We start from the raw sequence: 12549 nt of genomic DNA, 5'->3' as shown, positions 1-12549 counted from the left end.
GCTTTTTTTATGTTTATAGAAGGATAAATTATCTTGAATAATTTGGAGCTTCTTTTGTTATAGTAACATTATGTGGGTGACTTTCTGTAATTCCACTTTAACTTGAATGCAAATAAAATTTAAGCAATTATTTAAATAGTTGTGTTAAAGTATTCTCCCCCTGCTTTTAAAGTGAATAAAAAATCATAGAATAAAAAATGAATTTGCATATCTTTGATATATGAAAAACAATCTTTACATTATTGCTGGTTGCAATGGAGCAGGTAAAACTACTGCTTCATTTACAATTTTACCAGAAATATTAAATTGTAAGGAATTTGTCAACGCAGATGAAATTGCTAAGGGATTATCTCCTTTTCAGCCAGAAAAAGTTTCCTTTGAATCTGGTAGAATTATGCTAAACAGGATAAATGAATTATTGGAAAATAATGAAAATTTTGCTTTTGAAACAACTTTGGCAACAAAAAGCTACAAAGCAAAAATTGCAATTGCTAAGAAAAACAATTATAATGTAACTTTACTATTTTTTTGGCTTCAAAATGTAGACCTAGCCATTGAACGTGTTAAAACGAGGGTAAAAGAAGGTGGACACAACATAGAAACTGATGTAATAAAAAGAAGATATATCAATGGTATAAAAAATTTATTTGAAATTTATCTTCCAATTGCTGATGAAGTACTAATCTTTGATAATTCAGAAGGATTTCATGAACTTATCGCTCAAAAAACTTTAAATTCTGAGATTGATATTACTAGCAAAAATAAATTCGACTCCTTAAAAAAATATTATTATGAAAACATTTAAAAGAACTGAAAACCAAAGAAAGATAATAGAAGGAATGGATAAAGTCTATGAGAAATTAATAGAGTTTAAAAAGAAAATGAATAGCGAGATGGTAATTTTAAAAGATAACAAAATAGTTCGAGTGAAACCTTAACCGCACAAAAAAAGCGGTCTAAAACTATTTAGACCGCTTTTTTATTTTATGAAAACTATAAATTATCTTGAATAATTTGGAGCTTCTTTGGTTATTGTTACATTATGTGGGTGACTTTCTGTAATTCCGCTTGAAGTAAGGCGTACAAAACGACCTGTTTCTTGAAGTGTTGGAATATCTTTTGAACCACAGTATCCCATTCCAGCTCTAAGACCACCGATGAATTGCAACATACTTTCGTTCAATTCTCCTTTATAAGGTACACGTCCTACAATTCCTTCTGGAACTAATTTTTTAACATCATCTTCAACATCTTGAAAGTAACGGTCTTTTGATCCTGTTTGCATCGCTTCCACAGAACCCATTCCGCGGTAAGATTTGAACTTTCTACCTTCAAAAATAATAGTTTCTCCTGGAGATTCTTTAGTACCAGCCAAAAGTGACCCTAACATTACACAGTCAGCGCCGGCAGCAATTGCTTTCGGGATATCACCAGTGTAACGTATTCCTCCATCTGCAATTACAGGAACTCCTGTTCCTTTGATAGCCGCAGCTACTTCAAGCACCGCAGAGAACTGGGGAAAACCAACACCTGCAACAATACGAGTAGTACAAATTGAACCAGGTCCAATTCCGACTTTCACACCATCTGCACCGTTTTCAACCAAATATTTGGCTGCTTCGGGAGTTGCTATATTTCCAACAATAACATCGATTTGAGGGAATTTTGCTTTTACTTCTTTCAAGGTATTCACAACACCTTGTGTGTGACCGTGAGCTGTATCAATGATGATCGCATCTACACCAGCATTTACAAGTGCTTCTGCTCTTTGTACCGCATCACCCGTAACGCCAATGGCAGCCGCTACACGCAAACGTCCGTAAACATCTTTGTTGGCAATTGGTTTTTGAGTTAACTTGGTAATATCTCTAAAGGTAATTAAACCCACTAATTTATTGTCTTTGCTTACTACAGGAAGTTTTTCAATTTTATGACCTTGCAAAACAACCTCTGCTTGTTCAAGTGACGTTCCTTCGGCAACCGTGATTAAGTTTTCACTGGTCATTACCTCAATAATTGGTCTTGCATTGTTTTTTTCAAAACGCAAATCGCGGTTAGTTACGATTCCTCTCAAAGTTTGGTTTTCATCCACAATCGGAATTCCGCCAATACCATATTCTTTCATTGCTGCTTTGGCATCAGCCACTACAGACGACATTGGTAACGTAACAGGATCGATGATCATTCCTGACTCAGCACGCTTCACTTTACGTACTTTGGCAGCTTGTTGCTCAATCGTCATGTTTTTATGTAAAACACCAATACCACCTTCTTGCGCCATAGCAATTGCCATTGCACTTTCGGTAACTGTATCCATAGCTGCAGATACAATTGGTACATTAAGTGTTATATTTCTTGAAAATTTTGACTGGATACTCACTTCTCTTGGAAGCACATTGGAGTAATTAGGAACTAATAATACATCGTCGTAAGCTAAACCTTCGCCGATAATCTTTGTGTTGTGTGCTATCATGGTGCAATTTCTAGTTGAATTGCGTGCAAATATAGTCATTATTTTTATAACAAAAGCTAAAAATTTTTAACCGATTTGAATCATTCACAATTAATTAACCTTTGCAGTTAGTACGTTCCTACAAAATATACCGCCATAAAAAACAGCTCTTTCGACTAGAATTATGCATAAAATCACACTTTCCTTTTTCGAAAATAAAAAAGGGTAGTATCTTTATTTTCGAAAAAATTAAGAATTGATGAACGCTTATTTCAATAGTCAATGACTATCTTTCACTTCAATACTATCATTTAATGAATAACAGAATAGAAATAGCGATTATTGGAGCAGGTTTAGCTGGCTTGACGGCGGCAATTCACCTCGCTAGACAAGGCTTTTCTGTTACACTTTTCGAAAAAAATAACTTTCCAAAACACAAAGTTTGTGGCGAATTTATATCGAATGAGGTATGGGATTATTTGAAAACCTTGGACTTGGATATTGAATCTCTTCATCCTACCAAAATCAACAAAACCCTACTTTCGACTGGTTCTGGAGCAGCAATAAAAACGAATTTGCCTCTTGGCGGTTTTGGTATTAGCAGGTACACCTTAGACCGTTATTTGTACCAAACTTGTTTAAAACTGGGCGTTAAAATCATTCCATCAACTGTTGTTGACGTCTTATACACTGATGAAAATTTCATTATAAAAACGGAAGAAGGCACTGTTTACGAATCCAAAATTGCCCTTGGAAGTTTTGGGAAAAGATCAAATTTAGACTTACAATTAAAACGAAATTTCATAACCAAAAAATCACCTTGGTTAGCAGTCAAAGCACATTATAAATTAGATTTCCCTGCAGATGTAGTGAGTTTACATAATTTTGAGGGTGGTTATTGCGGTGTTTCAAAAGTGGAAAACGATACTGTAAATATTTGTTATTTGGTTCGCTATGAAACTTTCAAAAAATATAAAAACATAACCGAATTTCAGGAAATGGTGCTTTCAAAAAATCCAAAACTGAAAATTATTTTCGAAAATGCCTCGCTATTATTTGATAAACCCTTAACAATCGGTCAAATATCTTTCGAAAATAAACCAAAAATCGAGAATCATATGCTCATGATCGGAGATGCTGCTGGCCTCATACACCCGTTATGCGGGAACGGAATGGCAATGGCTATTCACAGTGCCAAAATAGCATCTGAACTTATCACCGACTTTTTACATCAGAAAATCAGTCGAAACCAGTTGGAGCGCAACTACGTAAATCAATGGAATACTACTTTTAAAAGTAGAGTACAATTTGGAAGGCTATTATCTCGTTTATTATTGAACGATTGGGCATCAAAAATAGTGATGAAAAGCCTATTGATTTTCCCGTTCGTTCTCCCTTTTATCATTAAAAAAACCCATGGAAAACCAATCTAAATGAGCATCAATACCAAAGAAAGAACCACCGAAGAAGAAATCATGGACGACTTCGCTCTTGAAGGAGAAGAATTGCGCGATGCCTTGGACAAAATAGCAAGTATCAATCAATTTTTGGGTGGTAACGCACTTACCTTAGAAGGAGTATCACAATTGATTCTTTCGAAAAAAGAACAACTTACCATTGTAGATATCGGTTGTGGTAATGGAGATATGCTGCGTTCCCTAGCCAAGTATGCAAAAAAAATGAATTGGAATCTAACCCTAATCGGAATCGATGCCAATGCTTTTACCATAGAACATGCAACTACACTATCGGTCGACTATCCGACTATTAGTTACCAATGTTTGGATATTTTTGAGGAGCATTTCAGCACCTTAAAATATGATGTGGTACTTTGCACCTTGACTTTGCATCATTTCAAAACAGACCAAATCAACTATTTGCTACAATTGTTTGCCAAACAAGCACGCATAGGCATCATCATAAACGACTTGGAACGCAGCAAAATTGCGTATCGTTTGTTTCAGTTGCTTTGTTTCGTTTTCAGATTGAATCGTATGTCGCGAGAGGATGGCTTAATCTCTATTTTAAGAGGGTTTAAAAAAGAAGAACTTGTTGCCTTTTCCAATACAAACAACTTTAAAAATTATAGCATTCATTGGCGATGGGCTTTCCGATACCAATGGATTATTAAAACTGAACTATGAGCGTAAAAATAATAAATGTAGCCACACAAACTCCTGATTTCTCTAGAGAAACACAGGATATATTGCCATTTTTGGACCTTTGGTTAGAAAATCAAGAAGAGCGTTTTCAACGTAAAGTCAAAAAAATATTTGAAGGTGCAAAAGTAGACAAGCGGTATTCTATCATGGATCCTGCCGAAGTATTTTCACTAAACTCCTTTGAAGAGCGCAATACCATCTATGCACGAGAAATGATTATTTTGGGCGAAAAAGTGCTGCAAAAAGCACTTGCCAAAGCCGATTGGGATCCAAAATCGATTGATTTCATCATTACAGTGAGTTGCACCGGTATTATGATTCCGTCACTAGATGCCTATTTAATCAATAAATTGGGACTTCGCCAAGATATTGTGCGACTACCCGTGACCGAAATGGGTTGCGTTGGTGGTGTATCGGGAATTATTTATGCCAAAAATTTCCTCAAAGCCAACCCGAATAAAAGAGCCGCTGTGATTACTGTCGAAAGTCCGACTGCCACTTTTCAGTTGGATGATTATTCGATGGCAAACATTGTTAGCGCTGCTATTTTTGGTGATGGAGCTGCTTGTGTCCTACTGTCTTCAGAAGATGATGCTGTAGGCCCAAAAGTGGTAGACGAATCGATGTATCACTTTTATGACAACGAACAAATGATGGGGTTTGAACTGACCAACAAAGGATTGAAAATGATTTTGGATGTAGCGGTACCTGATACTATCGAAGAACATTTCCCGGCGATTATCCATCCGTTTTTGGAACGAAATCAACTCGATATTGCAGCAATTGACCACTTAATTTTTCATCCAGGAGGCAAAAAAATCGTTACCTTAGTCGAAGGCTTGTTCTCTGACCTTGGCAAGAACATAGACGACACCAAAGAGGTATTACGTTTGTATGGAAACATGTCTAGCGCTACTGTGTTGTATGTGCTCGAACGTATTATGGACAAACAGCCCAAAGCAGGTGAAAAGGGAGTTATGTTAAGTTTTGGCCCCGGATTTACGGCGCAAAGGGTTTTATTAGAATGGTAAAATCTCCTGAACGCTCCCAAAAAGAGGACTATAAAAAATAAATAATGGACAAACAACAAATAGTAGCAAAGTTACCCTACTCCTCCCCTTTTTTATTTGTGGACGAAATAATGTCTGTGAATGAAAACGGAATTGAAGGAACTTTCACGTTTGATGCCAATTTAGATTTTTATAAAGGGCATTTCAAAAACAATCCTGTTACGCCCGGCGTGATTTTGATCGAAACCATGGCACAAATAGGATTGGTCTGTTTGGGAATTTACCTCAACGATGGTAATGAAATTAAAAATATTGCTTTTACCTCCTCTGAAGTAGAGTTTTTGAAGCCCGTTTATCCAGATGAAAAAGTAATTATAGTTGCCGAAAAAATCTATTACCGATTTGGTAAATTGAAGTGTAAAGTAAAAATGACCAATGCAGCCCAAGAAGTAGTTTGCACGGGTACTTTAGCAGGGATTATCGTTTGATGTTTTGTTTAAGTTGTAAATATTTAAAAAATGTTGCGGCATTCGGACAAAAGAAATTATACCCATTAATCTAACTTTTAAAAATAAACTTTTGTAGTTTCTTTTTGAAGTTGAAATTGAACTGAAAAATTGAAAAAGAGAGTTGTCATAACAGGACTAGGAATTGTATCACCCAATGGCGTTGGCCTCGAAGCGTTTACAAATGCTATAAAAAAGGGTGTTTCGGGAATTTTGCACGATGCCGAATTGGAGCGACTGCAGTTTTCCTGTCAAATTTCGGGAACTCCTGTAATTTCCGAAGAGTTAAAGAGACAGTACTTTTCAGAATTAGAACTGAGGAATTTTAACTCTACCGGTATTATGTATGGCGTAATGGCAGGACTTGATGCTTGGAAAGATGCAGGTTTGTCTATTGAAAATAATGAAAATCCTGATTGGAATTCGGGAACTATATTTGGAACAGGAACTAGCGGAATCGAAAAGTTTAGAGAATCAATTTATAAAATTGACGACTTTCAAACTCGCAGACTGGGCAGTACAGCAGTGGCACAAACAATGAACAGTGGCGTATCTGCTTATTTGGGCGGAAAACTTGGACTAGGAAACCAAGTGACCACCAACTCATCGGCTTGCACTACTGGTACCGAAAGCATTATGATGGGCTTCGAGCGCATACAGTCTGGTAAGGCAACGCGCATGCTAGTAGGAAGTACAAGTGATTCTGGACCCTACATTTGGGGCGGATTTGATGCTATGAAAGTTTGCACGTTTAAGCATAATACAGATCCCGAAAATGGATCACGACCTATGAGCGCCTCAGCATCGGGCTTTGTACCAAGTAGCGGCGCAGGTGCACTCGTTATTGAAGAATTGGAAACCGCTTTGGCACGTGGAGCTCGTATTTATGCTGAGATTTTGGGAGGTAATATTAATTCGGGAGGACAAAGAGGCGAAGGAACGATGACGGCACCAAACTCTGTTGCAGTTCAAAAATGCATTGTCGATGCCTTGGCAGACGCTACTATCACAGCAAAGGAAATTGATTACATTAATGGTCATTTGACAGCAACTTCAAAAGATGCCTTAGAAATAAAAAATTGGAGCGAAGCACTGAATCGAAAAGGGACCGACTTTCCATATATCAATTCATTAAAATCCATGGTTGGGCATTGTTTGTCTGCCGCAGGGAGTATTGAGACTGTTGCTACGGTTGTGCAACTCTATAATAATTTTATTTTTCCGAATCGAAATTGTGAAGACCTACATCCTGAAATAAGTGACTGCATTGCAACCGAAAAAATACCGCAGCAACGTATTGAAAAAGAACTAAATATTGCAATCAAAGCAAGCTTTGGATTTGGCGATGTCAACGGCTGCTTGGTTTTTAAAAAATATAAATAAAATACAGTATGAATAAAGAAGAAATAATTGCAAAACTAAAACCCATTGTACAACCTTTTGTAAACGATGAAGATGCTTTTGCCAACCTCACAGACAAAACCCATTTTATCACTGATTTGAATATTAATTCGGCTAATTTGGTGGATATCATTTTAGATGTTGAAGATATTTTTGGCATTGTAATCGACAATGAATCAATGGAAAAAATGGTGGATATCGAAAATACGATTGAAATAATCCAAACCAAATTGGCCGAAAAATGATTGGCAACGACGTAGTCGATTTAGTTCTTGCAAAAACGGAAAGCAATTGGCGACGCAAAGGCTATCTCGACAAATTGTACACGACTTGGGAACAAACAATTATTAAAAAATCGGTGCACCCTGATGAAATGGTTTGGGTATTGTGGAGCATCAAAGAGTCTGTTTACAAGGCGTACCAGCGAATAGAATACAATGAAGGTTTCTATCCTATAAAAATTGAAGTGCAGTCACTAGAAAATGATGGTGACGGATACAATTCTACAACAGCGCTGTTTGGCATTTTATTTTATGGGCAAACTACTATCAAAGACGGTATTGTGCATACAGTAGTTGTGCAATACAAATCAGATTTAGAAAAAATAAAACGATTACCAGTTACTAATTACAAAAAGAATAAAAAAGGTTTGCCCATACACGTGCACACGGGAGCGCCTGTATCTGTCAGCCATCATGGGCGAAGTACTATTGTTGTTGGTCTCGATTACAATAATTTGTGAGATCCATCACAAATAGTTCCTTTTTTGGATAATCCGCAGGTGCAGTCGTTGATGCCTTTTCCACTTAGGATTTGTTGGCTGTATTTTTCTATCCGTGCCGTGCGGGTCTGAGATTGCTTGGCAGCAGTAAAAAACAAATGATAACCACGTTGTCTACCCGGAGTTAAAGATTCGAAAGCTAATTGAACAGTTGGATTTTGTGCAAAATGGAGTTTTAATTCTTCTGGATATTCCAAGTCAACATCTTTTGTGACAACTACTTTTAGACCGGCTTTTTCGATTTCGATTGCTTGATAGATGTACGATTTCAAAATAGCTCGATTGTTTACAATCTCCTCTTCGGATTTAAATTTTATGACACGCATCGATTGGGAATTTTCGCCCGGTGCTTCAAGCAAGTCTTCGGGATCTTGCAGTAAGACTCCTTTAAAAAAACTCAGCGTACAATGCTCCTTGAACCCTCCGATGATGATCACATTGGTATTGTTATAGGAATAGCATGGTTGTCGCCATTTAAGGTCTTCGTCCAGTTGGCACTCCAAGAGCATTTTTCGTAACAACTGCATTTCGTTTTGCCAATTGATCGCTTTGCTTAAAAAATCATCTACTTTTGGATTCATACGGCAATTGGATTAAAGGTTCAAATTCTATTTGGTTTTGGCTTTGATCACGCTAAGATAATCATCGTATTGCTCAGCTAGCCACTTTGCTTTACTTTCGTTAGCAATTTGTATTTCTTCAGGATATAAAGTAGCTAAGCGGTCTGAAAAGATAGCGATTTGAATGGTATATTGGTAAAATTCTTCTTTGGACAAAATTGTATTTACATTATTTTTCTTTTCGAAAAACTCAAAAAACAAGGCGTCAAATTGCTTTTTTGAGAAGTTCATCACCCTCTTTTTGTTCGCTGTATAAATTTTTTCTTTGAGAGTTTTGTCAGGATCATTACCCGAGATATCTTGTGCTACGAGCTGACCAATACACAAGAATGCTATAATTAAAAGATACTTTTTCATGCTTTTCTCAATTTAAAACCTCGTTCTAATCTATCCCCTAAACCCTAGTCCAGATGGAAATGGAAAGCCCGGAAGCAGTAGCACCACTTTTTTCTTGATCAAAAAGAGCGACTGAAAGAAGCTCCTTTTTGGTCTTAGAAAAAGGGTGCTACTGCTGAGGACTTGTAATGTACAGCTGGAAATAACTCCCAATAACTACTCTTCTTCTTTGCCTTTGAATACAAAGTTGAGTCCCATTTGAAAGGATAGACTTTTGGCTTTGGAAAGATCGCGGTACGCTAGCAAATTGTCTCCCATGAGATACAAATTGAAGGCTCCAATATTGGCTGAAAGTCCTAAACCAATGTTGGAATAAGAGAAGGAATCGACGGTATAAGTCGCTTTCATGTTCAGCCCAGTAAAGATTCGGCGTTGATAAAAACCGGTAAGTGCGATCATAGGTGCCTTTGGCGTAGACATCATGAAAAGCTGTGCTCCAACCCCATTTTGATAGGCTTGATTACTTTTACCCAAGCAGTCACAAGGGGCATCAGTACGGTGATCGTTCCATGAATATTGGTAGGAAGCATTCACTTTTATAGGTCGCCAAGTTTTGTATGTTGCGCGGGTGGTGTCTAGCGGAATGGCGTCTTGAAATTCTTGGTACGTATCTCCAGAGTTGTTGATGTTGGAAAAATTGGGGTTTACTCCTTGGTAATTGTAGATGCCTTTGTAGGTATAGGTTTTGGCATCGCTGCTGTGATTAATAAATCCGATATCGAGAATACTCCCCGTCCACTGGATGTTTTTCTTAGGATTGTAGGTAAACCCAAGATCGAAACCAAGACCGAGATCGGGGCCGAGAAAAGCTTTTTTGGCTGTTTTTTTACCTCCTTCAAATCCTGCATTATTATCGATGTAGTTGGATAATCCTGAGGTTTGCAGTTGCAGATCTGAATATATTTGTTGTTCGTAAACCGTATTGTTTGACGGTATAGTGTAGACGTAGCCTGCGTTTTTGGTTGTTGTGACATTGAAACCGCTGGTGTAGATTTTTGCTCTTGCACCTAGAATAAGTTTTTCTGTGATGTTTTTGTGGAAGCCGAAATGCAAGACCGAAACTGCTTCTGCTTTTGCATTGAGATCACCGAGGTTAAAAGATCGACCTATGTAATTTTGATTGCCATCCAACGCCAGTACAAGCGGATCTTTGGGCACGTATACGATGGCATCCAATTCTTGGTACATTCCGAACGAAAAATAAGTGTAATTATCTCTTTCGCCCAGTCGAAAACCGCCGTTAAAAACTTCTAACTGTTCGTTGAGAACCAATTTATCCTTGTTGGTTGTTTCATTGACAACAGTTCTAAGTTTGGTATTAAAATCGACTCCGTTGGCAGCAAATAAATCGTAGGCTGAAAAACCTGTAGAACCAACGTTTGCTGAAAAGCCAGATAGGAACGGCACCCCAAAATAAAATTTATAGGATACATCTGCTCCCGGATTGGTCATCATGGATTGTGGTACTGCAGTAAAGTTGTAAAGAATTTGCTTGTTTTGTGCAAGGCTTACTAAGGAACAAAGCAGTAAACTAAAGGTGAGTAATTGCTTTCTCATTGTATGTCCATATAAACAGTTGCACTTGATTTGAAGATTAAATGTCCGGTACTAGCGGCTGTTAAGGACTTTCCGGGTAACATAATGATGTGGTATGCTATTCTTTGGCTTTGTTTAAGGAGATCTAATTTCACATCCTTAAAAATCTCTTTCTGAGTTACCACTTGCGGGGTTCCAGCGCTAGCGGACACATTAAAATTAATGCTGTACAAAATTCTATTTTGACTATTTAGAAGAAGCAAATTAAGACGATACTGTCTATTTATAGTATTGGTTATTTCGAAAAAAAAGTCGGATTGAACCAAATTATCTCTGAAAAAACTATCTCTGAATACATCAAAATTTTGCAAGGATCCAGAAACAATTGTTTCTTGACCATTGGTGACAAAATCGGGTGCAGCGATATCAAAATAAGAAAGATTAGCAACTATTACCGGTTCTAGTTTGAGATCGTTTACTTGATCAAAGTCTAGTTTGCTTGAACAAGAGACAAGTATAAGACTTAGAAAAAGCAGGCTTACTATTTTTTGCATAAGGAGTTCAAAGTTTTTGATTAAAAATCTGCTAGTCAACGTAAGCAGCATTTCTGATTCTGATTGTTTTGTTCGAAAGCAAGCTCGATCGCGATTTGCGCTTGTGCATTGCCTGTACATCTTGCTATCTAAATCATTTGTAATTATTGAATAATTTCGAGGCTTCATTATAAGCTGACTCAAAACTTAACGGGTTTAAGTTGGTATTTATTTTGTTGCTTGTAAAGTAAGACAGTAGTTTTTCAGTGGGCATATTGCCGGTCAATTCATCTTTTGCCATTGGACAACCGCCAAAACCTTGAATAGCACCATCAAAACGGGTACAACCTCCTTTGGTAGCCGCATCAATTTTTTCGAACCATTTGTCGTAAGTTGTATGAAAATGAGCACCAAACTCAATTTGAGGATACTTTGGTACTAAATGCGAATACAAATAATGAATCACATCTGGTGTTGAGCTCCCTACTGTATCGGACAATGAAAGGATTTTGACTCCCATATTTGACATTCTCTCGGTCCATTGTGCTACGATTTCCATATTCCATGGATCACCATACGGATTCCCAAATCCCATTGAAAGGTAGGCTACAACTTGCTTGTTACTTTGATCGGCAATATTCAGAATTTCTTCTAAAGTTATTAGCGATTCGGCTATGGTTTTGTGTGTGTTACGCATTTGAAAATTCTCTGAAATAGAGAATGGAAAACCCAAATAATCGATTTGACTATGCGTGGCAGCGATTTCTGCTCCCTTGGTATTGGCGATAATAGCCAATAATTTGCTTGTTGTGGCAGACAAATCTAACTGGTCCAATAAAGCTGAAGTGTCTTGCATTTGCGGGATGGCACGTGGGGATACAAAACTACCAAAATCAATAGTATCAAAGCCTACACGCAAAAGCGACTGAATGTAAGCTGCTTTTTGCTCTGTGGGAATAAATGTTTTGATGCCTTGCATGGCATCTCGTGGACACTCGATGATTTTAACTTCCTTCATAGTAACCAAAGATATAAAAACTAAGTTTTAAACCGATTTACTTTTGGAAAGATTTAGTGGATTTTATTGCTTTTAAAAAGCAAAAATCCCGATTACCATTTGGCAATCGGGATTTTTTATTGTGTCTTTAAAAT

At 37.2% G+C, this 12549-nt stretch carries 15 protein-coding genes; 9 read left to right on the top strand and 6 right to left on the bottom strand.

Going from position 1 to position 12549, the window contains the following annotated elements; all coding sequences use genetic code 11:
• Positions 1–220 precede the first annotated feature (220 nt).
• Positions 221–805 (top strand): ATPase, encoded by a 585-nt coding sequence (locus FFWV33_RS09370; RefSeq protein ID WP_108740670.1) that lies wholly within the window; start codon positions 221–223, stop codon positions 803–805.
• Positions 792–938 carry a hypothetical protein gene (locus tag FFWV33_RS19380; protein ID WP_170111545.1) on the top strand — a complete coding sequence of 49 codons (147 nt, stop codon included), beginning with the start codon at positions 792–794 and terminating at the stop codon, positions 936–938. Before FFWV33_RS09370 ends, FFWV33_RS19380 begins: the two co-directional genes overlap by 14 nt.
• A 62-nt stretch (positions 939–1000) precedes the next feature.
• On the opposite strand, the gene guaB is transcribed toward FFWV33_RS19380, so the two are convergent.
• The gene (gene guaB, locus FFWV33_RS09365) at positions 1001–2473 is read right to left on the bottom strand and encodes an IMP dehydrogenase (protein WP_108740669.1); all 1473 of its coding nucleotides are present in this window, start codon (positions 2471–2473) and stop codon (positions 1001–1003) included.
• Positions 2474–2766: 293 nt separating this feature from the next.
• Between guaB and FFWV33_RS09360 the strand changes: the two genes are divergently transcribed.
• From FFWV33_RS09360 to FFWV33_RS09330, 7 genes are all read left to right on the top strand, one after another.
• Entirely contained in the window at positions 2767–3885 is a 1119-nt protein-coding gene (locus FFWV33_RS09360) for an NAD(P)/FAD-dependent oxidoreductase (protein WP_108740668.1), read from the top strand.
• Entirely contained in the window at positions 3886–4596 is a 711-nt protein-coding gene (locus FFWV33_RS09355; protein WP_108740667.1) for a methyltransferase domain-containing protein, read from the top strand. It begins immediately after the preceding gene.
• Positions 4593–5645, top strand: coding sequence for a type III polyketide synthase (locus FFWV33_RS09350; protein WP_108740666.1), 1053 nt, complete (start codon positions 4593–4595; stop codon positions 5643–5645). The genes FFWV33_RS09355 and FFWV33_RS09350 overlap by 4 nt, the downstream gene beginning before the upstream one ends.
• 44 nt (positions 5646–5689) lie before the next feature.
• A complete protein-coding gene (locus tag FFWV33_RS09345; RefSeq protein ID WP_108740665.1) occupies positions 5690–6112 on the top strand; it encodes a 3-hydroxyacyl-ACP dehydratase FabZ family protein in 423 nt (140 codons plus the stop codon).
• 129 nt (positions 6113–6241) lie between these two features.
• Positions 6242–7513 (top strand): beta-ketoacyl-[acyl-carrier-protein] synthase family protein, encoded by a 1272-nt coding sequence (locus FFWV33_RS09340; protein WP_108740664.1) that lies wholly within the window; start codon positions 6242–6244, stop codon positions 7511–7513.
• An 8-nt stretch (positions 7514–7521) separates the two neighbouring features.
• Positions 7522–7776, top strand: a complete 255-nt coding sequence (locus FFWV33_RS09335) for an acyl carrier protein (protein WP_108740663.1) — start codon at positions 7522–7524, stop codon at positions 7774–7776.
• The gene (locus tag FFWV33_RS09330) at positions 7773–8273 is read left to right on the top strand and encodes a 4'-phosphopantetheinyl transferase superfamily protein (protein ID WP_108740662.1); all 501 of its coding nucleotides are present in this window, start codon (positions 7773–7775) and stop codon (positions 8271–8273) included. The genes FFWV33_RS09335 and FFWV33_RS09330 overlap by 4 nt, the downstream gene beginning before the upstream one ends.
• On the opposite strand, the gene FFWV33_RS09325 is transcribed toward FFWV33_RS09330, so the two are convergent.
• From FFWV33_RS09325 to FFWV33_RS09305, 5 genes are all read right to left on the bottom strand, one after another.
• Complete coding sequence (locus FFWV33_RS09325) at positions 8258–8893, bottom strand: DUF1801 domain-containing protein (RefSeq protein WP_108740661.1); 636 nt, start codon at positions 8891–8893, stop codon at positions 8258–8260. The two genes, FFWV33_RS09330 and FFWV33_RS09325, sit on opposite strands and share 16 nt — an antisense overlap.
• 27 nt (positions 8894–8920) lie before the next feature.
• Positions 8921–9289 (bottom strand): hypothetical protein, encoded by a 369-nt coding sequence (locus FFWV33_RS09320; protein WP_108740660.1) that lies wholly within the window; start codon positions 9287–9289, stop codon positions 8921–8923.
• Between the two features lie 195 nt (positions 9290–9484).
• Positions 9485–10885, bottom strand: coding sequence for a DUF5723 family protein (locus FFWV33_RS09315; RefSeq protein ID WP_108740659.1), 1401 nt, complete (start codon positions 10883–10885; stop codon positions 9485–9487).
• Positions 10882–11418, bottom strand: coding sequence for a hypothetical protein (locus FFWV33_RS09310; RefSeq protein ID WP_108742507.1), 537 nt, complete (start codon positions 11416–11418; stop codon positions 10882–10884). The genes FFWV33_RS09315 and FFWV33_RS09310 overlap by 4 nt, the downstream gene beginning before the upstream one ends.
• A 133-nt stretch (positions 11419–11551) precedes the next feature.
• Positions 11552–12415 carry a hydroxymethylglutaryl-CoA lyase gene (locus FFWV33_RS09305; protein ID WP_108740658.1) on the bottom strand — a complete coding sequence of 288 codons (864 nt, stop codon included), beginning with the start codon at positions 12413–12415 and terminating at the stop codon, positions 11552–11554.
• Positions 12416–12549 lie beyond the last annotated feature (134 nt).

Source organism: Flavobacterium faecale (genome assembly GCF_003076455.1).
GTDB lineage: Bacteria > Bacteroidota > Bacteroidia > Flavobacteriales > Flavobacteriaceae > Flavobacterium > Flavobacterium faecale.
Note: the sequence above shows the minus strand (reverse complement) of the source record. Positions and strands in the feature narration are given on the sequence as shown.